The organism is Pseudomonas anguilliseptica (assembly GCF_021375795.1).
Classification (GTDB): Bacteria; Pseudomonadota; Gammaproteobacteria; order Pseudomonadales; family Pseudomonadaceae; genus Aquipseudomonas; species Aquipseudomonas anguilliseptica_A.
The window spans coordinates 206,646-226,267 of record NZ_JAEIOI010000005.1 but is presented as its reverse complement, the minus strand read 5'-3'; the positions used below and the strand labels follow the sequence as shown (position 1 = coordinate 226,267).

20 protein-coding genes are annotated in these 19,622 nt (G+C 59.5%); 9 read left to right on the top strand and 11 right to left on the bottom strand.

Going from position 1 to position 19,622, the window contains the following annotated elements:
* Nucleotides 1–119: 119 nt before the first annotated feature.
* Entirely contained in the window at nt 120–1,670 is a 1,551-nt protein-coding gene (locus IOD17_RS17045) for a DUF4365 domain-containing protein (protein ID WP_233686219.1), read from the bottom strand.
* A gap of 289 nt (nt 1,671–1,959) precedes the next feature.
* On the opposite strand from IOD17_RS17045, the gene ung reads away from it, so the two are divergent.
* Entirely contained in the window at nt 1,960–2,655 is a 696-nt protein-coding gene (ung, locus tag IOD17_RS17040; RefSeq protein WP_233686218.1) for a uracil-DNA glycosylase, read from the top strand.
* On the opposite strand, the gene IOD17_RS17035 is transcribed toward ung, so the two are convergent.
* From IOD17_RS17035 to IOD17_RS17010, 6 genes are all read right to left on the bottom strand, one after another.
* Nucleotides 2,652–3,518, bottom strand: coding sequence for a DUF6279 family lipoprotein (locus IOD17_RS17035; RefSeq protein WP_233686217.1), 867 nt, complete (start codon nt 3,516–3,518; stop codon nt 2,652–2,654). The genes ung and IOD17_RS17035 overlap by 4 nt on opposite strands.
* A 146-nt stretch (nt 3,519–3,664) precedes the next feature.
* Entirely contained in the window at nt 3,665–4,699 is a 1,035-nt protein-coding gene (locus IOD17_RS17030) for an AbrB family transcriptional regulator (RefSeq protein ID WP_233686216.1), read from the bottom strand.
* Complete coding sequence (locus IOD17_RS17025; RefSeq protein WP_233686215.1) at nt 4,692–6,200, bottom strand: tripartite tricarboxylate transporter permease; 1,509 nt, start codon at nt 6,198–6,200, stop codon at nt 4,692–4,694. Before IOD17_RS17025 ends, IOD17_RS17030 begins: the two co-directional genes overlap by 8 nt.
* Before the next feature lies 1 nt (nt 6,201).
* On the bottom strand, nt 6,202–6,645 hold the full coding sequence (locus tag IOD17_RS17020; protein WP_233686214.1) for a tripartite tricarboxylate transporter TctB family protein: 444 nt from the start codon (nt 6,643–6,645) through the stop codon (nt 6,202–6,204).
* A gap of 143 nt (nt 6,646–6,788) precedes the next feature.
* Nucleotides 6,789–7,766: a Bug family tripartite tricarboxylate transporter substrate binding protein gene (locus IOD17_RS17015; protein WP_233686213.1), complete on the bottom strand. Its 978-nt coding sequence runs from the start codon at nt 7,764–7,766 to the stop codon at nt 6,789–6,791.
* A 29-nt stretch (nt 7,767–7,795) separates the two neighbouring features.
* Complete coding sequence (locus IOD17_RS17010; protein WP_233686212.1) at nt 7,796–9,067, bottom strand: OprD family porin; 1,272 nt, start codon at nt 9,065–9,067, stop codon at nt 7,796–7,798.
* Between the two features lie 206 nt (nt 9,068–9,273).
* Between IOD17_RS17010 and IOD17_RS17005 the strand changes: the two genes are divergently transcribed.
* Entirely contained in the window at nt 9,274–9,945 is a 672-nt protein-coding gene (locus IOD17_RS17005) for a response regulator (protein ID WP_233686211.1), read from the top strand.
* The gene (locus IOD17_RS17000; RefSeq protein WP_233686210.1) at nt 9,938–11,353 is read left to right on the top strand and encodes a sensor histidine kinase; all 1,416 of its coding nucleotides are present in this window, start codon (nt 9,938–9,940) and stop codon (nt 11,351–11,353) included. The genes IOD17_RS17005 and IOD17_RS17000 overlap by 8 nt, the downstream gene beginning before the upstream one ends.
* A gap of 1 nt (nt 11,354) precedes the next feature.
* Here IOD17_RS17000 and IOD17_RS16995 read toward each other — a convergent pair whose 3' ends face one another.
* From IOD17_RS16995 to IOD17_RS16985, 3 genes are all read right to left on the bottom strand, one after another.
* Nucleotides 11,355–12,116, bottom strand: coding sequence for a substrate-binding periplasmic protein (locus IOD17_RS16995; RefSeq protein ID WP_233686209.1), 762 nt, complete (start codon nt 12,114–12,116; stop codon nt 11,355–11,357).
* A 66-nt stretch (nt 12,117–12,182) separates the two neighbouring features.
* A complete protein-coding gene (locus tag IOD17_RS16990) occupies nt 12,183–13,019 on the bottom strand; it encodes an HDOD domain-containing protein (protein ID WP_233686208.1) in 837 nt (278 codons plus the stop codon).
* 55 nt (nt 13,020–13,074) lie between these two features.
* Nucleotides 13,075–14,016, bottom strand: coding sequence for a YgfZ/GcvT domain-containing protein (locus IOD17_RS16985; RefSeq protein WP_233686207.1), 942 nt, complete (start codon nt 14,014–14,016; stop codon nt 13,075–13,077).
* 320 nt (nt 14,017–14,336) lie between these two features.
* Between IOD17_RS16985 and IOD17_RS16980 the strand changes: the two genes are divergently transcribed.
* Both IOD17_RS16980 and IOD17_RS16975 read left to right on the top strand, forming a co-directional pair.
* Nucleotides 14,337–14,591 carry a succinate dehydrogenase assembly factor 2 gene (locus IOD17_RS16980; protein ID WP_233686206.1) on the top strand — a complete coding sequence of 85 codons (255 nt, stop codon included), beginning with the start codon at nt 14,337–14,339 and terminating at the stop codon, nt 14,589–14,591.
* Nucleotides 14,575–15,027: a protein YgfX gene (locus IOD17_RS16975; protein WP_233686205.1), complete on the top strand. Its 453-nt coding sequence runs from the start codon at nt 14,575–14,577 to the stop codon at nt 15,025–15,027. The genes IOD17_RS16980 and IOD17_RS16975 overlap by 17 nt, the downstream gene beginning before the upstream one ends.
* Here IOD17_RS16975 and nadB read toward each other — a convergent pair.
* On the bottom strand, nt 14,996–16,612 hold the full coding sequence (nadB, locus tag IOD17_RS16970) for an L-aspartate oxidase (protein WP_233686204.1): 1,617 nt from the start codon (nt 16,610–16,612) through the stop codon (nt 14,996–14,998). The two genes, IOD17_RS16975 and nadB, sit on opposite strands and share 32 nt — an antisense overlap.
* 366 nt (nt 16,613–16,978) lie before the next feature.
* Here nadB and rpoE point away from each other — a divergent pair, with 366 nt between their 5' ends.
* From rpoE to IOD17_RS16950, 4 genes are read left to right on the top strand one after another with little or no spacing between them, the layout of a single operon-like run.
* Nucleotides 16,979–17,554 carry an RNA polymerase sigma factor RpoE gene (gene rpoE, locus IOD17_RS16965; protein ID WP_233686203.1) on the top strand — a complete coding sequence of 192 codons (576 nt, stop codon included), beginning with the start codon at nt 16,979–16,981 and terminating at the stop codon, nt 17,552–17,554.
* A gap of 38 nt (nt 17,555–17,592) precedes the next feature.
* Nucleotides 17,593–18,186 (top strand): sigma-E factor negative regulatory protein, encoded by a 594-nt coding sequence (locus tag IOD17_RS16960; protein WP_233686202.1) that lies wholly within the window; start codon nt 17,593–17,595, stop codon nt 18,184–18,186.
* Between the two features lie 23 nt (nt 18,187–18,209).
* Nucleotides 18,210–19,157 carry a MucB/RseB C-terminal domain-containing protein gene (locus IOD17_RS16955; RefSeq protein ID WP_233686201.1) on the top strand — a complete coding sequence of 316 codons (948 nt, stop codon included), beginning with the start codon at nt 18,210–18,212 and terminating at the stop codon, nt 19,155–19,157.
* The gene (locus IOD17_RS16950) at nt 19,154–19,606 is read left to right on the top strand and encodes a SoxR reducing system RseC family protein (protein ID WP_233686200.1); all 453 of its coding nucleotides are present in this window, start codon (nt 19,154–19,156) and stop codon (nt 19,604–19,606) included. The genes IOD17_RS16955 and IOD17_RS16950 overlap by 4 nt, the downstream gene beginning before the upstream one ends.
* Nucleotides 19,607–19,622 lie beyond the last annotated feature (16 nt).

Sequence of the window (19,622 nt, the reverse complement as noted above, 5' to 3'; positions counted from 1 at the left end):
TTTGGTCAAAAAAGGTCAGTCAGGCCACTAAATAAAACTCCCCCCCCACACACACCATTGTGGAGGGTACGAAGAAACTGTTGCTGTGGTTGCTGAAGCCTAGTTCGGATTATGCGGCTTCAAACAAGATCATTCCACCTCGGCAGATTATCTATAATAAGAACATCATCATCCAAGGCTTCATAGACACTTCGCTGGCTGTTTATCATCATCTTGTACCAAGTATCGGAGCGCGGTCCTGAAACCGCGTGATCCAATTGCACATTGTTGCTGTAAAAGTACTTCTTGTCTTCAATTCTGAATTCGCCATCTGCTGAGAAAAAAAGAATCAAACATTGATTGGGGAAGGCTAGAGTCGTTGCGAAGACGCACTTAATAATTGAGAAATCTAAAAATTTATAAAATTCAGGGCTCTCAGACCTTAATACGATACCTTCTTTCATTAGCAATGCCGATTTCTTTATGTGCTCCGTGTTCTGATACAGCCAGCGGTGAGTGATTTTTACATTAGGATCAGTGCTGCTAGCCTTTAAAATCGTACGTAGCCCTGTAAGAGTCTCTTCCTCCCAAGTGAAAACTTTTTCCATTAACATGCAGTTCAAAGAGGCTATGGGTAAGAAGTCATCGTCATGTTCAATTGCTAATTCGACATTAGCCCCTGATGTATGAACATGATTCAAGAAACAGATCGCCGACTGAAACTCCTGAAAGGGGTATATTTCGTCAGGCTCAATTTCGGGTGTTATTTTTATGTTTTTCTTAGCAATATCAATTAATACATCAAAATAACGCCCGTTAAGACGAAATGGCAGATACTGACTAGGGCTGGGAATTGTGGAGACGTACAGTTGCATGTCAAAGAACAGTGGGTCCATTTTCGGTCCCGCCAGCATTACACGAACTGTCCGCTGATTCTCAACCACCAGTTTAATCGTCCCTTGAGTAGACTCTATACTAGGCATGAGGTCGCGTATGCCGAATCTTTTCTCCCATGCTTGAAAAGAGGTCACGCTTATTGGCTCACGATACCCAAGGGTGCCAAGAATAAACTGCTCTTGCTGCTCTTTTGTTTCAAGCTGTATAAGTATTTCTGTTGAGCCGTCTTCAAAGCCAACCGTCGATAAGTAGTCTTGCTTCTGCTTAGAGAACGCAGAAAAATCCCCATCAACTAGCTCTAAAATCTTCGTCATGAAACCATGAGGGTTTAATGGGGAAATTAAGTCGCACTTACCAAATGGAACGGAAATCTTCTTTTTATTGAGTTTCGCATTAGTGTCTTGAATCGTGACCTCTCGTACCCGTCTGAGAATTTTCTCTACCCAGCGATTGTCTAAACATACCAAATAGGCGGCTTGTGGCTCATCCTCTAATACTGAGTCAAATTGGAGCAGTAAATAGAATGTTGGCAAAGGGTCAGTAGCCAGCGCCAATAAGTTGGACAGCTCAACCTGAACTGAAGCAGATTTACTTCTCGTGGATTTTACCTGGATCTTGAATGCGCCATTCCCTTTATGGAGGTCATGTGCGCTACCAGTAGCTCGCGATACCGCCATTTCTACGTAGTAGTCCCATCCATATCTATCGCGATGAGCCTTATGTGCATTTAGACCGGCAGAGCTGCACCATTTCTGAAACAGATCTTCGCCGACATCCCCGATATCTATTTGCATGTTACGCCCTATAAATACTAGATGTTGAAATGCAGAACCTAGATTAGCTGGCAGAGATAATTTTCTGCTTAGACATACAATTATCAAGAAAAATAATAGAGAACAGTCACCAATTTTCGGGAGCATTAATAGTGGCCTGCCTCCTATTCTCTTCACAAGTCCGTAAAACCCCGTTGTTGGGTTTCGCTGCGCTCAACCACAACCTACGCGGCCACGCGCTGCCAGCCTTGACTTGCCCCTGCACCTTCCTTAGCGTGCCGCTTCCGTTGGTATTAAGCAGGATTCACGCATGAGCGCCGCCGATAACGTCAAACTCGAAGCTGGCTGGAAAGCTGCGCTGCATGAAGAGTTCGAGAAAGCCTATATGCGTGAGCTGGGGGACTTTCTGCGGGCGGAGAAGGCGGCGGGCAAGCAGATTTATCCGCCAGGTGCGCTGATTTTCAATGCGCTCAATTCCACGCCGTTGGCGCAGACCAAGGTGGTGGTGATCGGTCAGGACCCTTATCACGGGCCGGGTCAGGCTCACGGTCTGTGTTTCTCCGTGCAGCCTGGGGTGAAAACCCCGCCGTCGCTGGTGAATATCTATAAAGAGCTCAAGCGCGATCTGAATATCGACATTCCCAGCCATGGCTACCTGCAACACTGGGCCGAGCAGGGCGTGCTGTTGCTCAACACTTCATTGACCGTGGAGCACGGCATCGCCGGCTCCCATGCCAAGGTCGGCTGGCAGACGTTTACCGACAAGGTGATCGAGGTGGTCAGTCAGCAGCAGGAGCGTCTGGTGTTTCTGCTCTGGGGCAGCCATGCGCAGAGCAAGGAAAAGCTGATCGATACCAGCAAGCATCTGGTGCTGAAGTCGGTGCACCCTTCGCCGCTGTCGGCGCACCGTGGCTTTATCGGTAATGGGCATTTCAGCCGTTGTAACAAGTTCCTCGAGCAGCATGGGCTGAGCCCGATTGACTGGCGTTTGCCCGAGTCTGTTTAGGCGCTGCACTGTTGTTCAGCCAGGTCCCGACGCAGGTCGCGCAGGCGGTGGCCAAGGCGTTCGCGCTGGGCCGCGTCACTGCTGCTTAACAGCTGGCTGAACAGGTTGGCCAGCGCCCGACGTGACGCGGCATACCGCACGCGGTACGCGTCGCTGTAGAAACTTTCGCGTTCTTGCAGCAGGCGTGTCAGGCGTTCGGCAAAGTCGGCTTTGCTGCGTTCGGCGAGTGCACTGCGCAGTTCGACTTGCCAGTGTTGACGATTCTCCAGCCACAGGCGGTTCTGCTCGCCGAGCGTATTGGCCCAGGCTTGCACATGCTCTATCTGGGCAGAGTTCAGGCGGCCCAACCAGGCGTGTAGACGCTCCTGCATGCGGTTCTGCCGTTCGCTGATCTGGGTGGCCAGGGGCGGGTCGAGGAAGTCCTGACGGTCTTCCAGGTTGTCTTCGTCGAGTGCCGCGTAGAACTCGTTGACCTGACGTTCGCTCAGCCCCTTTAGCAATTCGATGGCAGTGGGGGTGATCTCGATGCTGATACGTTTGAGCGCGGCATCGAACTCGATGAACTGCTCCAGCAGTTGTTCGCTATCAGGCGTTGGCGCGGCGAGGATGATTTCGGTGGTCTGCAGCCAGTCGATATAGCGCGGCAACTCGTTGCTGCAGTGCCATTGCAGGTGCGTCTGCAGGCGTGGTTTGAGCCAGGCCTGTTGCTGCCGGTCGAGGCTCAGGTAGTCGTTCAGCCGCCAGGGCACCAGCCAGTCAAGATTACGGTAGGCCAGCCCCAGTCGGCTGCAGGCAGTTACCAGCAGGCTCAGGCAGAGCAATAGCAGCAGGGATTTCACGGCAGGACGGCGCAGTACGCTCATATCGGGGTGCCTCAATGCTGAAGGCCCGAGGGTACGCCAGGCGCGGTCATCTGCGGGGTGGCGGACATATCTGTTAAAGAAAAACTGCGGTGCTGCAGGCAAAAAAGAGCCCGCACAAGGCGGGCCCAAGGTGGTCGTCAGCAGCGTTATGCGCCGCGTTGCCAAAGCCTGAATAACGGCTCGGCGAGAAACATCACCAGAAACAGCCGTAGCACCTGCAGGGCGGTAACCAGTGCTACCGACAGCTGCAGGGCTTCGGCCGTCAGGCACAGTTCGGTGATGCCGCCAGGCATCATGCCGAGCATCAGCGCATTCTGGTTTTCTCCGGCCAGCCAGCCCAGGCCTTGCCCTAGCAAGGCGGCGGCAAGCATGGCGAGCACACTGAACAGCAAGATGCGGGCGAGAAAACCCGGTGCGCTGCGAAAGAAGTGACGGTCAAAGTGACAACCGAGGGCGCAGCCGATCAGCCATTGGCCAACCTGGCCCAGGCCATTGGGCAGCCCCAGGTGCAGGTCAAATACCACGCTGGCTACGGCGCAGACGGTCAGTGGGCCGAGCATCCACGGATTGGGTTGGCCTAACCGTCCCCACAGCCAAGCCAGCAGTGCGCCGCCGGGCAGCAGCACCGCCAGCCAGGGCCAGCTCACCGCTGCCGGTACGGGGGGCGCAATGGGCGGCAGGCTCCAGGTGAAGATCGCTGGAATCAGCAGCACCACCAACAGCAGTCGCAGGCTATGGGCAGCCGCCACTTTGGCGGCTTCGGCGTTGTGGCGTTGGGCCAGGTTGACCATCTCGCTGGCCCCGCCTGGCATGCTGGCAAAGAACGCGGTGGCGCGATCAAGGCCGGCGCGGCGCAGCAGGACAATGCCAATCAGGCTGAGCAGCAGGGTGAGCAGGGCACCGAGCAGAATCACGCCGAAGTGGTTGAGCAGCTGGCTCATCACATCCGTGGTGAAGTGCAGGCCGATGGCGCTGGCCACCAGCCACTGGCCGGTCTTGCGACCGCCCGGTACTTCGCTGATCAGCCAGCCGCTGCAGCGTGCCGCAATCACCGCGAGCAACGAGCCGATGATCCAGGGCAGTGGCCAGCCGATCAGACTGGCCAGCGCACCGCCGGCCAGCCCCACCAGCGGGGTTGCCCACCAGCGGTGCCAGCCACTGAGCACAGGCAACTTAGGCATTGGCCAGCTGCGCTGAGCGGCGTGCACGCCACCAGCGGATGCCCGGCAGGGCCAGCATCAGCGCGGTGAGTGCCCACAGGCACAGGCTGATCGGGCTGCTCCAGAGGATGCTCAGCTCACCGGCAGAGATCGACAGGGCGCGGCGCAGGTTGTCTTCCATCAGTTCACCGAGGACGAAGCCGAGGATCAGGGCTGACAGCGGGAAATCCAGCTTGCGCAGGATATAGCCGAATACTCCCAGGCCGACCATCAACACCAGGTCAAAGGTGGTGCTGTGTACGGCGTAGACACCGACCATGCTGACCACGGTGATGGCCGGAACCAGTACCCAGTTCGGTACGCTGAGCATGCGCGAGAACAGACCAACCATCGGGATGTTCATCACCAGCAGGATCACGTTGCCGATAAACAGCGAGGCGATCAGGCCCCAGACCACGTCCGGTTGCTGTTCGAACAGCAGCGGGCCGGGGGTGATGTTGTACAGAGTCAGGGCGCCAATCATCACCGCCGTGGTGCCAGAGCCGGGTACGCCGAGGGTCAGCATGGGAATCAGCGAGCCGCAGGCCGAGGCGTTGTTGGCTGCTTCCGGCGCCGCCAGACCACGCAGGTCGCCGTCGCCGAACTTGCCGTTCGGGCCGGCCATGCGCTTTTCCGTCATGTAGGTCATGGCGCTGGCAATGGTGGCGCCGGCACCCGGCAGAACGCCGATAACAAAGCCTGCCACCGAACTGCGCACCATGGTCCAGAAGCTGAAACAGAACTCTTTGAGGTTGAATAGCAGGCGGCCGCTAGCCTTCACGGCTTTCTGGCCGTTGTGGGTTTTTTCCAGCATCAGCAGCACTTCACTGACGCTGAAGAAACCGATCACCACGATGACAAACTGGATGCCGTCCGACAGGCTGACGCTGTCGAAGGTGAAGCGGTACACCCCGGTGGTTGAATCCACCCCGACTGTAGCCAGGGCCAGACCGATCAGGGCCGCCATCAGGGTTTTTACCGGCTTGTCGCCGACCATGCCGCCCAGGCAGGCGATGGCGAAAATCATCAGCACAAAGTATTCGGCCGGGCCAAAGGCCACCGCCCAGTTGGCCAGGATCGGCGCGAACAGCACCACGCCACAGGTGGCGATCATGCTGCCGATAAACGAGCTGACGGCCGACAGTGATAACGCGATACCGGCTTTGCCCTGGCGTGCCAGCGGGTAGCCGTCGAGGGTGGTCATCACCGCAGCGGCATCCCCCGGTACGTTGAGCAGAATCGCCGAGATACGGCCGCCGTACTCACAGCCCAGGTACACCGCTGCCAGCAGGATAAGCGCGGTTTCCGGTGGCAGGCCGAGGGCAAACGCCAACGGCAGCAGCAGGGCCACACCGTTGATCGGTCCCAGCCCCGGCAGCAGACCGACGATGGTGCCGACAAAGGCACCGAACAGCGCCACCAGCAGGTTGGTGGGGCGGGTGGCTACATCAAAGCCTTGCATCAAAAAATTCAGGGTTTCCATTTCAGCTCTCCACAAAGGCTTCGAACAGGCCGAGGGGCAGCGGCACATCCAGCAGGTAGTCGAACAGCACGTACAGCAGCACGGCCATCAGCACACCGCTGATGGCGCAGGGCAGCAGGCGTCCGGTGAACAGCAGGCCCAGGGCAAAGGCTGCCAAGGCGGTGCTGATGACAAAGCCGAGGATTTCGAACAGCGCGGCATAACCGAGCAGGGCCAGCACGCACAGCACTGCACGCAGGGCGGCGCGGGTATTCAGTGTCTGCTCCAGCAGGCCGGGTTTGAATACCAGCCACAGGCTGCCGGCAGCCATCAGGCCGAGCAGCAACAGAGGGTAGGCGCGCGGCCCGACCGGGTCGTAGGCAAAGGGTGCCTGGAAGCCCCAGGCGATGACGGCGAGAACGGCGCAAAACAGCAGCCAGCTCGCGGCGAACAGGCGAACGTACATAGAGGATTACCTCAGAACTTGGGCGTCTAATCCCCCTCTCCCCTTGAAGGAGAGGGTTCGGGAGAGGGGCTTGAGCAGCGTGGTTTATAACCGCCACCCCTCACCCCGGCCCTCTCCCCAGTGGGGAGAGGGCGGCTTGCGTGTTACTGCATCAGGCCGAACTCGCCAGCCAGCGCCTTGTATTCCTCAACTTGCTTGAAGACCAAGGCTTTCAGCTCGTCGCCAGTGACTGACAACGGCAGCAGGTCACGCTGTTCACGCAGGGTGGCGAAGTCTTCACGGGGGAGCAGGGTGTCGAACTGCTGTTTCCACCAGTTGTACTGCTCGTCGGTCACCTCTGGGCCCATATAGAAGCCGCGGATCACCGGCCAGACGATGTCGTAGCCCTGCTCCTTGGCCGTAGGGAGATCGGCCAGTTTGCCCGGCAGACGGTCTTCAGAGAGTACGGCGAGGATGCGCACTTTCTTCGCCGCCAGTTGCGGGGTGACTTCGCCAAGGCCGCTGGATGTGACCTGTACATGGCCGCCAAGCATGGCCGTGAGCGTTTCGCCGCCGCCTTCAAAGGCCACATAGCGCAGGTTTTTCGGGTCGATGCCGGCCAGGCGGGCGATCAGCGCGGTTTGCATCCAATCCTGGCCGCCGATGGTGGCGCCGGCACCGAAGACGATGCTGGTCGGGTCTTTCTTCAGCGCTTGGACCAGATCATCCAGATTCTGGTAAGGCGAGTCGGCACGCACGGTGATCGCACCGTAGTCGGTGCCCACTGCGGCCAGCCAGCGCACGCCGGTCTCGTCGTAGCGGCCGAACTTGCCTTGTGCCAGGTTGAGTAGCGAGCCGCTGGAGAACGCGGTGATAGTGCCTGGGTCAGCGGCGCGCTGAGCGATCACCGCGTTGTAAGCCACGGCACCAACGCCGCCAGGCATGTAGGTGACGCGCATCGGTGCTTTCAGCAGGCCTGCGTCTTTTAGGCCGCTCTGCGCCAGTTTGCAGGTCAGGTCGAAGCCGCCGCCGGGCTTGGCCGGGGCGATGCATTCCGGGCGCTTGGGTTCGGCAGCCAGCAGTTGGCCGGCGAAGGCCATGCAGGCGGTGGCCAGGGCGATGCGGGTGAAGGCAGTTTTCATGGGGTATTCCTCTGAGCTCTTATTGTGGATTACCAGATCGGCAGCGTGTAGCCGACGATGACGCGGTTCTCGTCCGCATCGCGGGCGAAGTCGGATTTGAAGCTGGCGTTGCGCAGGCGCACGTAGACATCTTTCAGGGGCCCGCTTTGCACCACGTACTTGACCTCGATGTCGCGTTCCCACTCGCCACCGGTGTCATCCGTACCAGCGATTTGCGCATCGCTGCCTTTGATGTAGCGGGTCATAAAGCTCAGGCCGGGAACGCCGAGCTTGCCGAAGTCATAGTCATAACGGGCCTGCCAGGAACGCTCGTCGGCGTTGGCGAAGTCGTTGATCTGCACGAAGTTGACCAGGAAGGGGTCGCTGCCATCGATGTAGGCGTAACCGGTGTCGCCGCTCATGTCCTGAAAGCCCAGGCCCAGTTTGTGGCCGTTGATGGCGTAGGTGAGCATGGCGTTAAAGGCGCGGTTGTCGATCTTGCCGGCATTGGAGGCGCCGCTGTCCTTGCTCAGCATCAGGCGTACATCGGCGCTGAGGGTGCCGCTGCCCAGCGGTTGGCTGGCGAGCAGGCCGAAGAAGTGCTGGCGGTAGATATCGTCGAGATCGGCGAAGTAATAACGCCCGGTCAGGCCCTTGGCGAACTGATAATCGAGGCCCATCAGGTCCAGATGGTCCGCCGTGATGCCGGCAGCGAAGCGGCGGTTTTTGCTGTTGAGGATCAGCTCCTCGGAGTTGGTCGAAGCGCGGTCGATCACCTTGTCCAGGCGTCCGCCGGTAAAGGTCAGACCATCGAGTTCGCTGGAGGTCAGCAGGCCGCCTTCAAATACCTGCGGCAGCAGGCGGCTGTCGCTGGCCTTGACCACAGGCAGCTCTGGCACGTGCGAGCCATAGCGCAGTTCGGTATTGGAGACCTTGATCTTGGCGGTCAAGCCCAGGCGACCGAATTGGTCCGGGGTGCCGCCATCGTCTTGTACGGGGAGCAGGTCTGTGCCGGTGCGGCCGCCGCCGGAATCCAGTTTGACCCCAACCAGGCCCAGGGCATCAAGGCCGAAGCCGACGGTGCCTTCGGTGTAGCCGGACTGAACGTCGAGCCAGAAACCCTGGCCCCACTCTTCACGCTTGTTCTGCTGGGTGCCGGTGCCTTCGCGGAAATCGCGATTGAGGTAGATATTGCTGGTGGTCAGGCTGGCTTTGCTGTCGGCCACAAAGTCGGCGTGTGCAGCAGGGGCGAGCAAGGCAGTAGCGATTGCCAGGCTAAGCAGGTGAGCAGGCGCAAGCACCTGATGAGATGCAGTCGGCATCCTGTGGTCTCCATTGTTGTTTTTGTCACGGCTGCGCACCACTGCGTCAGCCGTTCTGGCCGGTGGATCGAGCCACCTGAAACCGATGCTAGGGGGTCAAGCTTTCACCAGGCTTTCAGTTTTAAAGAAAGTCGCAGGGGCATTCGCAGCGGCTTCTGCGCCGTTACACTGGGCACATAACAACAAGTTCGTGGAGTGCCATTACCGTGCGAGTCCTACTGGTCGAGGACCATCTGCCCCTGGCTGAAAGCGTGGCCCAAGCCCTGCGTGGCATCGGGCTTAACGTAGACATGCTGCATGACGGCGTGGCGGCCGATCTGGCCCTGAGCAGCGAGGATTACGCCTTGGCGATTCTCGATATCGGCCTGCCACGGCTTGACGGTTTTCAGGTACTGGCGCGTTTGCGTGAGCGTGGCAAGACCCTGCCGGTGCTGATGCTCACCGCCCGTGGTGAGGTCAAGGATCGCGTGCATGGCCTTAACCTTGGTGCCGACGATTACCTGGCCAAACCCTTTGAAGTGAGTGAGCTGGAGGCGCGGGTCAAGGCGCTGCTGCGTCGCACCGTGCTCGGAGGCGAGCGCCAGCAACGCTGCGGCAACCTGCTGTATGACCTGGATACCCGGCGCTTTACCCTGGCCGATGCGCTGCTGACGTTGACCTCCCGCGAACAGGCGGTACTGGAAGCGATGATTGCCCGGCCCGGACGGGTGATGAGCAAGGAGCAGCTGGCTGCTCAGGTGTTTGGCCTGGATGAGGAGGCCAGCAGCGACGCCATCGAAATTTATGTACATCGCCTGCGCAAAAAACTCGAAGGCGGCGGGGTGCGCATCGTCACCTTCCGTGGTCTGGGCTACTTATTGGAGGCTGTGGGTGACTGACCATTGGCAGCCCTTGACCGGTAAGCCGGGCAGCCTGCGCGGACGGCTGATCCGCCGCTTGGCGGTACTGCTGGCGTTGATTTTGCTGGTCAGCAGCCTGAGTGCTTACTGGAGCGCTCGGCATGCCGCCGATACCGCCTACGACCGCACCTTGCTGGCCTCGGCGCGGGCGATTGCCGATGGCCTGTACGCCACCGCCGAACGGCTGAATGCCAACGTGCCTTATGTGGCGCTGGACACCTTCGCCTATGACAGTGCTGGGCGCATCTACTACCAGGTGCTGGATGTGCAGGGCGCGCTGGTGTCGGGCTATGAAGACCTGCCGCCACCACCGACGGGCACCAAACGCACTGAGGACTATCCGGCGTTGGCACATTTCTATGATGCCCAATACCGCAATCAGGGCGTGCGCGTGGTCAGTTTGCTGCAGCCGGTCAGTGAACCAGGGGTCAATGGGGTGGCGGAAATCCGCGTGGCGGAAACCCAGGGCGCGCGTGAGCGCATGGCCCGCGAGCTGCTGCTCGGCACCTTGCTGCGTATGGGCGTGCTGTCGCTCAGTGCCTTGCTCTTGGTGTGGCTGGCGGTGAGCGCTGCGCTGCGTCCGTTGGAAGCCTTGCGCCGCAGCGTGGCGGCGCGGACCAGTGATGACCTGCAGCCACTGTCGGATCTCGGCATGCCGCGTGAGCTGCGCCCGCTGATCGATGCGCTGAACCAGTTCAATGATCGGCTGCGCAACCTGTTCGAGCGCCAGTCGCAATTTATTGCCGATGCCTCCCACGAGCTGCGTACGCCTTTGGCAGCGCTCAAGGCGCGGGTCGAGTTGGGCTTGCGTGCGCAGGAACCTTCGATCTGGCGCAGCACCCTGGAAGAGGCCGCGCTGAACACCGACAAACTGACCCATCTGGCCAATCAGCTGCTTTCGCTGGCACGTATCGAAAGCGGTGCGCGAGCGATTGCCGAAGGCGGCGCACAGCGTCTGGACCTCAGCCAACTGGCGCGCGAACTGGGCATGGCCCTGGCGCCGCTGGCCCATTCCCGTGGTATCGCCCTGGCATTGGAGGCTGAGCTGGCAGTGTGGGTCAGTGGCGAGCCGACGCTGCTCAACGAGCTGCTGTGCAACCTGCTGGATAATGCCCTGGCCCACACTGCTGCAGGTGGCAATGTAATCCTGCGCGTGCTGCCGCATGGGGTGTTGGAGGTCGAGGATGATGGTCCCGGCATTCCGCCACAAGAGTATCAGCGGGTGTTTGCGCGTTTTTACCGGCGTAGCAGCAAGGGCGCGGGGGCTGGGTTGGGCCTGGCGATTGTCGGCGAGATCTGTCGGGCGCATCAGGCCGAAATCAGCCTGTATCAGGCGCAGCCGCATGGCTTGCTGGTGCGGGTCGAGTTCGCCAGCGTAGAGGTTTAGCTCAAGGGGCGAGGCTCAGCGGTTGCTGGACCTCCAGCAGGTATTGAGCGACCTTGCCGCTGTCGCGCAGTTGCGCCAAGCCCTGATTGAAGCGGGCGATCAGCTCGGCATTGCCAGGCACTTCACGCGAGAGCAGCAGGTGCAGGCTGTCGCTGCGCAGCGGCTTGGGATGAAAACTCAGTTGGGCGCGTTCGCTCGCGCTGAAATGCTGGTGCAGCATGTCGAAGCCAACCACTTTATCCATCGGGAACAGGTCTACCCGGCCGGCGAGTAACTGGCGAAAAGCGGTTTCATCGTTGGTGACCCGGTTGACCTGTAGCTGACCAGCGGCCTCGGCCTGCTGAAAGTTGGCGCCGTAATCATAGCCACGGGTACCGGCCAGGCGCCGGCCTTGCAGGTCGCTGACCTGTTGCCAGTCAAAGTTGTAGCCCTTGCGGTGGAACAGGTAGTAACCGCTTTCTACCACTGGGTCGCTGATAAAGAACTTTTCTTCCCGTTCACTGCTGTGCAGCCAGACTGCACTACCGGCACGCTTGCCGCGCTCGGCCAGTTGCAGTGAGCGCGCCCAGGGGTGGAATTCCCAGGCCACCTCAATCCCTTGCAGGGCAAAAGCTTCAGCGACGATACGTGAGGCGACGCCTTTGTGCGGCAGTTGTTCACCCAGGTAGGGCGGCCATTCGCCGTTGGTCAGGCGCACTGAGTCAGCTGTGGCAAGGCCACAGCTGAGCAGGCTGAACAGGGCAGATAACAGCAGAGTGCGCATGAGTCATGGCCGATGCTGGAGACTGGATTCAGTCTAGTTGCATTCGGCTGCATGCGTATGACGGAGTTACTGAAGCATGCTCATTGCTGCTTCCATTGCGGCAGAGAGGTCTTCGTCATCATTCAGGTTCTGGTTCGGGTCCAGGCCCAGCTTGCGGAAGGCTGGGATCTGACTCCAGTCCAGCTGGGTGTAGGGATGCTCGCTGCCCAGGTAGCTCTGCAGGGTGGCGACCTGAACGATATCGACGTAATCGACTTTGGCGCTGTCGCGGGTGAAGTCCAGGTATTGGCTGGGCACTGCTGCTATCAGTTCCGGGAACTCCCAGGTACGCAGAATCTTGTCGCCGATGATCGGGTGGATCTGCTCGATCACGTGGTTGAGGCTGATTGAGTCGGCCAGCAGTTCGCTGTGTTCTTCGGCGTAGGTGAGGATGGGCAGTACACCGATCTGATGAACCAGGCCGGCCAGGGTGGCCTGGTCTGGCAGCAGGCGAGTGTAGTGTTTGCATAGAACGTGGCAGATGCCGGCAATTTCTGTGCTTTTGTTCCACACTTCGCGCATTTTACGGTCAACGACATCGCTGGTAGCCTGGAACATCTGCTCCATGGCCAGGCCCGTGGCCAGGTTGCAGGTGTAATTGATGCCGAGGCGGCCGACGGCCATCTGCAGGTCGGTGATTTCCTTGTTGGTGCGCAGCAGCGGGCTATTCACCACCTTGATGATGCGCGCGGTGAGGGCTGCGTCGTTGCCGATGACCTTGCTCAGTTGCGGAATGCCGATGTCCGGATCTTCTGCCGCTTCGCGGACTTTCAGGGCGACCTCTGGCAGGGTCGGCAGGACCAGTTCATCGCTGTCGATGGCCTGGATCAGTTCCTTTTGCACTTTTTCGGCAAGCTTGCTCATGGGCAATTCTCTGTGGACGTTCGGCTTAATGAGTGTAGTCAGCAGCGCGCGGTCATCAGCGCTGTATTTCGCGATCTGAATCCAGTGTATACGGCAAATCGAGCACGCTCAGTGTGCTGCCCTCGGCAGAACCGAGGTGGATGCGGCCATCCTGCGCGGCATCGTCCTGCAGCACTGCAAGCAGCTCGACCGCCTCTGCACTGCGCGCGGCCAGCACCACTTCACCGACGCTGGAGTTGTGCACCGGGGAGAACAGCGGGGTGCCCGGTTCGGGGATTTGCGGGTCTGCGAGTGATAGGCGGTACAGGCGGCGTTTGAGCTTGCCCAGGTACTGCATGCGCGCGACGATTTCCTGGCCGGTGTAGCAGCCCTTCTTGAAGCTGACGCCGCCCAGGGCTTGCAGGTTGATCATCTGTGGAATGAACAGCTCGCGGGTGCTGCCCATGACCTGGCCGACACCCGCACGCACTTGCGCCAGTAACCAGTCATTGAGCGGCGCTTGCGGCAGTTGATTATCCAGTTGCGTCTGCACGGCTGCGGCCTGGCTGGCGGGAACCCAGAGTTCGGCGCGGCCATCGCTCAGGCGCAGGGCCAGTAACTCGTTGTGGTGCACCACGCTGTCGGCCTCTGCGGCCAGCGGCAGGCCGAGGCTGTGCAGGATGTCATCGCCGCCACTCAGGCCGATACGCAGCCAGTCTGGGCTTTCGTCGCCGAGTTTGGACTTGCTGAAAACGGCATACTTCTTCAGGTCAGCCAGTTGCGCTTCGAGCAGCTCGCTGGCCATCGCCAGCAGGTAGCCGTCGGCGACGCTGACAATGCGAAAGCTCGACTGCATGCGGCCTTTGGGTGTGCAGCGTGCGCCTAGGCTGGAGTGGCTGTCGCTGAGGTAGTTGAGGTTGCAGGTGACTTGGCCCTGAAGAAACTTGCTGGCATCCGGGCCGCGCACGGCGAGAATGCCTTCGTGGCTGAGGATGCAATAGAACGCGGTATCGGCCATGGTGGATTGGGTATCGCTGGATAAAAGTTAGGGGGCTCATCATAGAGTGCGCCTCGCGCCTTGTCAGCGCTTGCGCTTGACTCGTTGCAGGAATAACCGTCCGGCTGACGAGCGCGGTCAACAGCAGGGCTTTTCCCCGTATACTGCGCGCCTTGTTTATGGCCTGCCATCCGTGGCGGCCACCTTGCAGGCCGTCGCTGCGCGACGTTAAAAATTGTTCCAGACAATTTTTATGGCCTGCCATCTTTGCCGGCCATGCCTCTGGCCGTCGCTGAACGACGCTAAAAATGGCGTAATGCCATTTTCCAAGGAGCTGATCCGTGGTTGATGAAGTAGAACTCAATCGTCTTTTCTGGCACAGCCGCCGCGGCATGCTGGAGCTGGATGTACTGCTGGTGCCTTTTGTTCGTGAAGTTTATCCGCATCTTGATGAGGCGGATCGCGAGCGCTATCGCAAGCTCCTCGAGTGCGAGGATCAGGACATGTTCGGCTGGTTTATGCAGCGCGGCGAGCCGGAAGATGCTGACCTCAAACGTATGGTTCGGATGATCCTGGATCGTGTCCAGCCCAAATGACGGGTTTGAGTGTCAGTGGCTGCCGTCGCGCCAGCTGCTGATCGCGTATGCCCTGATCCAGGGGCTGGCGCTGCTCAGTCTGGTTTTGGTGGTCATGCCTCTGTGGGCGCACCTGTTGGGTGCGCTGTTCTGTTTGGCTCATGTGGTGTGGGTATTGCCGCGGCATGTGCTGCTTAATCGACCCTCGGCTTACCGGTCGTTACGTTGCAACAGTGATGGCTGGCAGGTGTACAGCGCTGCGCGGGGCTGGCAGGCCATCGAGTTGCATCCCGATAGCCTGGCGTTACCCCTTATTGTGTTGTTGCGCTTTCGTCTGGCTGGGCAGCGCCGCGTGCGTTCACTGTGCATTGCCCGCGACAGTCTGAGTCGCGATCAGCATCGGCGCCTGCGAGTGCGCCTGAAATTCAGTCGCCATAGGTGGGCGGCAGCAGGATAGTGTCTTGGGCTTCAGCCAACTGCTGTGGATAGTCCAGGGTGTAATGCAGGCCTCGGCTTTCGTGGCGCTGCATGGCTGAGCGAATCATCAATTCGGCAACCTGGGCCAGGTTGCGCAGCTCGATCAGGTCACGGCTGACCTTGTAGTTGCTGTAAAACTCGTCGATTTCATCTAGCAGCAGGCGCACGCGGTGCTCGGCCCGTTGCAGGCGCTTGTTGGTGCGCACGATGCCAACGTAGTCCCACATAAAGCGGCGCAGCTCGTCCCAGTTGTGCGCAATGATCACGTCCTCGTCTGAGTCGGTCACCTGGCTGGCGTCCCAGTCGGGCAGCGCTGCCGGGGCTTTCACCTGATCCAGCTGGGCGACGATGTCAGCCGCTGCCGAGCGGGCATAGACGAAACATTCAAGCAGCGAGTTGCTGGCCATGCGATTGGCCCCGTGCAGGCCGGTGAAGCTGGTCTCGCCGATGGCATACAGGCCGGGGACGTCGGTTTGGCCGTTCTCGCCGACCAGTACACCACCGCAGGTGTAGTGCGCAGCAGGCACTACTGGGATCGGTTCTTTGGTGATGTCGATGCCGAAGTCCAGGCAGCGCTCGTACACGGTGGGGAAGTGCGTTTTCACAAAGTCAGCCGGTTTGTGGCTGATATCCAGAAATACGCAGTCGATCCCCAGGCGTTTCATCTCATGGTCGATGGCACGGGCAACGATGTCGCGTGGGGCCAGTTCGGCGCGCTCATCGAAGCGCGGCATAAAGCGTTCGCCATTGGGCAGTTTGAGCAGTGCGCCTTCACCGCGCAGTGCCTCGGTGATCAGGAAGCTCTTCGCCTGTGGGTGGTAAAGGCAGGTGGGGTGGAACTGGTTGAACTCCAGGTTGCCGACCCGGCAACCAGCGCGCCAGGCCATGGCGATGCCATCGCCGCAGGCGCCGTCAGGGTTGCTGGTGTAGAGGTAAACCTTGGCGGCGCCGCCGGTGGCCAGAATCACGAAGCGCGCACTGTAGGTGTCGACCTCGCCGCTGGCACGGTTGAGCACATAGGCGCCCAGGCAGCGCTGGCCGTCCAGGCCAAGCTTGCGTTCGGTGATCAGGTCGACGGCGACGCGCTGCTCCAGCAATTCGATATTGCTGCGCTGTTTGGTCTGTTCCAGCAGGGTATTGAAGATCGCCGCGCCGGTGGCGTCGGCCGCATGGATGATGCGCCGGTGGCTGTGGCCGCCTTCGCGGGTCAGATGGAACTCGAAGCCGCCATCCTCGCGGGCAGTCTGGTCATCGCGGGTAAAGGGCACGCCCTGGTCGATCAACCACTGAATAGCTTCACGGCTGTGTTCCACGGTGAAGCGTACCGCGTCCTCGCGGCACAGGCCGCCACCGGCATTGAGTGTGTCGGCAACATGCGATTCGACAGTGTCGGTGTCGTCCAGTACTGCAGCCACGCCACCTTGGGCCCAGTAGGTGGAGCCATTGGACAGGTTGCCCTTGCTCAATACGGCAATGCGCAGGTGCTCTGGCAGCGTCAGGGCCAATGTCAGGCCGGCTGCGCCGCTACCGATAACCAGAACGTCGTGTTGATAATGTTGGCTCATGTCCGAATTCCGCGAAAAGCGGTCTCTAGTATATCGAGGGGGTGAGCGGCACAATAGCCGGCTTATGACCAAGTACGTTACTCAGGAACTTTTTAAGTGTTCTGGGTTCCATAGGCGGTTGTTTTGGTGGAAATTCGCCTATCGGGCGTTTTAAAACGGGCTCGCGGTTTTGTTGCCTGAACGCGGGTGATCCAGACTACCGACGCAGCAGTGGAGTCCCTTTGCTGCGCTGTTCCGTGCAGGATTTACAGTGTTCTGCAGGAAGCTTGTTTGAAGGAGAGAACTTTTGCGCAATGCCCAAGTCTACTTTGGCAGGCCGATTCAAGGGTTGGCGTTGTACTCCTTCGAACCTAATGAGGAGTTTTCATGCTAACCCAGGAAGAAGATCAGCAGCTGGTCGAGCGCGTGCAGCGTGGCGATAAGCGGGCGTTCGATCTGTTGGTGCTGAAGTATCAGCACAAGATTCTCGGGTTGATCGTGCGTTTTGTGCATGACACCCATGAGGCACAGGATGTGGCGCAGGAAGCCTTCGTTAAAGCATACCGAGCGTTGGGTAACTTTCGCGGTGACAGTGCGTTCTATACCTGGCTGTACCGTATCGCCATCAACACGGCGAAGAACCACCTGGTTTCCCGTGGTCGGCGGCCGCCAGACAGTGATGTGAGTGCAGAGGATGCCGAGTTCTATGATGGTGATCATGCCCTCAAGGACATCGAGTCGCCGGAACGTGCACTGTTGCGCGATGAGATCGAGGCCACGGTGCATCGCAGCATCGAGCAATTGCCAGAAGATTTACGCACAGCGCTAACCTTGCGTGAATTTGATGGTCTGAGTTACGAAGACATTGCCAGCGTCATGCAGTGTCCGGTTGGTACCGTGCGTTCGCGAATTTTCCGGGCGCGTGAGGCCATTGATAAATCCCTGCAACCTTTGTTGCAGTAAGCCTAAAGACAGCGGCGTCAGCCAAGAGAGGAACCGCCATGAGTCGTGAAACCCTGCAGGAATCGCTGTCCGCGGTAATGGATAACCAAGCGGACGAACTGGAGCTGAGGCGCGTGCTGGCAGCCAGCGATGACCCTGAACTGCGTGCCACCTGGTCGCGTTACCAGATTGCTCGCGCCGTGATGCACAAAGAACTGCTCGAGCCGCGCCTGGATATTGCGGCTGCTGTCTCGGCAGCTCTGGCGGATGAGCCAGTGCCTGCGGTAAGCCAGGTGCCGCGTGGCCCTTGGCGCACTGTTGGGCGTCTGGCGGTTGCGGCGTCGGTCACGGTCGCTGTTCTGGCAGGTGTGCGTTTCTATAATCAGGACGACATCACCGGTGCACAGTTGGCTCAACAGGCGTCTCAGCCTGTGCTGAATATTCCGCAAGTCAGTGGCCCGGCCATGCTGGCAGGCTTTAATACCTCTGAAGAACAGGCCGCTCCGGCTGCCAGTGCAGTGGGCGAAGGCCAGCCGGGTTGGCATGAGCAGCGTCTACCCGCCTATCTGCGTCAGCATGCGCAGCAGGCCGCGATGGGCACTAACGAAGGCGCGCTGCCCTACGCGCGTGCGGCTAGCCTGGAAAATCGTTAACTGCTCTTCGGTTAAGGAGTCGCATGCGCTTTATTCCTTTAAGCGTTCTACTGTTGGGCAGCTGCCTGGTGCTGCCTGCAGTGGCTGATGATGGTGCTGCGCTGTTGCAGCGTTTGGTCGATGCCGAGCGCACGCAAAGTTTCAACGGCACCTTCGTTTATGAGCGTAATGGCAGTTTTTCCACGCACAGCATCTGGCATCAGGTTGGTGGTGATGGCACTTTGCGTGAACGCCTTCTGCAGCTTGATGGTTCTGCCCAGGAGGTGCTGCGTGTAGATGGTCGTGTGCAGTGTGCCAGTGGTGCGCTGGCCGACCAGTTGGTTGATAGCCAGTTGTGGCCAACCCGTGAGCTGAATGCCGCGCAGCTGGCTGAGTGGTACGAGTTGCGTGTTCTGGGCGACTCGCGCGTGGCCGGTCGTGCTACCCGTGTACTGGCCTTGGTGCCTCGTGACCAGCATCGTTATGGCATTGAACTGCACCTTGATCAGCAGACGGGACTCCCGCTCAAGTCCCTGCTGGTTAACGACAAGGGGCAGTTACTCGAACGTTTCCAGTTCACTTATCTGCAAACAGAATTACCCGCCGATGCAAATCTGCAGCCTGGTGCGGGTTGCCGCCCCGTACGTTTTTCACCGGCCCAGACCGAGGTGGCTGAGGCTTGGCGTTCAGATTGGCTGCCGCCCGGTTTCAGTTTGAGTTCGGTGACTCAGCGCCGCAGTCCCGCCTCGGATGAGCCGGTTGCCTGTCAGGTGTATGGCGATGGTCTGGCACGTTTCTCAGTATTTATGGAGCCCCTGCGCGGGGCTGCTGTTGAAGATGTGCGTACCCAGTTGGGCCCTACCGTGGCGGTTTCGCGGCGGCTGAAAACCGCAGATGGCGATGTCATGGTGACCGTTGTTGGTGAGATTCCGCTGGGTACCGCTGAGCGGGTCGCGTTGTCGATGCGTTCTGCTGCCGAGGTTGCCCCGTGATTGAAGAGCAGGGGCGGGTGATCGCTGTTGAGACCGGTGCGGTGTGGGTCGAAACGCTGCGTCAAAGCACCTGCTCAAGTTGCTCGGTCAAGGCCGGTTGTGGTCAGGGGCTGCTTGATCAGTTGGGTGTGGCCGGCAAGCGCGGTCATGTGCGTGCGTTGTCGGACCTGCGTCTGAATGTCGGTGATTCTGTGGTAATCGGTGTCCGTGAAGAGCTGCTGGTTCGCGGCTCGTTACTGGTTTATCTGCTGCCGTTGTTAGGCTTGTTTGCTGCGGCAGTACTGGCTGAGCAGCTGGCGCTGAGTGAGCCTTGGGTGATTCTTAGCGCGCTGTGTGGTTTTGTTGGGGCTTGTGCTGGCGTGCGTTGGCGCAGTCGGCAGGTCGCAGCGGATCCTGCTTTGCAACCTGTGGTATTGCGTGCCTTGCTTGCCGGGGCTGCCACCTTTTAAGACTTTTGCTGGCCTG

What these genes read in the sequence shown, in the direction of transcription:
- IOD17_RS17015 (WP_233686213.1), bottom strand. Translation starts at nt 7,766, where the DNA reads ATGAAAACTGCCTTCACCCGCATCGCCCTGGCCACCGCCTGCATGGCC.
- IOD17_RS17020 (WP_233686214.1), bottom strand. Translation starts at nt 6,645, where the DNA reads ATGTACGTTCGCCTGTTCGCCGCGAGCTGGCTGCTGTTTTGCGCCGTT.
- IOD17_RS17030 (WP_233686216.1), bottom strand. Translation starts at nt 4,699, where the DNA reads ATGCCTAAGTTGCCTGTGCTCAGTGGCTGGCACCGCTGGTGGGCAACC.
- ung (WP_233686218.1), top strand. Translation starts at nt 1,960, where the DNA reads ATGAGCGCCGCCGATAACGTCAAACTCGAAGCTGGCTGGAAAGCTGCG.
- IOD17_RS16995 (WP_233686209.1), bottom strand. Translation starts at nt 12,116, where the DNA reads ATGCGCACTCTGCTGTTATCTGCCCTGTTCAGCCTGCTCAGCTGTGGC.
- IOD17_RS16985 (WP_233686207.1), bottom strand. Translation starts at nt 14,016, where the DNA reads ATGGCCGATACCGCGTTCTATTGCATCCTCAGCCACGAAGGCATTCTC.
- IOD17_RS16955 (WP_233686201.1), top strand. Translation starts at nt 18,210, where the DNA reads ATGCGCTTTATTCCTTTAAGCGTTCTACTGTTGGGCAGCTGCCTGGTG.
- IOD17_RS16990 (WP_233686208.1), bottom strand. Translation starts at nt 13,019, where the DNA reads ATGAGCAAGCTTGCCGAAAAAGTGCAAAAGGAACTGATCCAGGCCATC.
- rpoE (WP_233686203.1), top strand. Translation starts at nt 16,979, where the DNA reads ATGCTAACCCAGGAAGAAGATCAGCAGCTGGTCGAGCGCGTGCAGCGT.
- IOD17_RS17010 (WP_233686212.1), bottom strand. Translation starts at nt 9,067, where the DNA reads ATGCCGACTGCATCTCATCAGGTGCTTGCGCCTGCTCACCTGCTTAGC.
- IOD17_RS16960 (WP_233686202.1), top strand. Translation starts at nt 17,593, where the DNA reads ATGAGTCGTGAAACCCTGCAGGAATCGCTGTCCGCGGTAATGGATAAC.
- IOD17_RS17025 (WP_233686215.1), bottom strand. Translation starts at nt 6,200, where the DNA reads ATGGAAACCCTGAATTTTTTGATGCAAGGCTTTGATGTAGCCACCCGC.
- nadB (WP_233686204.1), bottom strand. Translation starts at nt 16,612, where the DNA reads ATGAGCCAACATTATCAACACGACGTTCTGGTTATCGGTAGCGGCGCA.
- IOD17_RS17035 (WP_233686217.1), bottom strand. Translation starts at nt 3,518, where the DNA reads ATGAGCGTACTGCGCCGTCCTGCCGTGAAATCCCTGCTGCTATTGCTC.
- IOD17_RS17045 (WP_233686219.1), bottom strand. Translation starts at nt 1,670, where the DNA reads ATGCAAATAGATATCGGGGATGTCGGCGAAGATCTGTTTCAGAAATGG.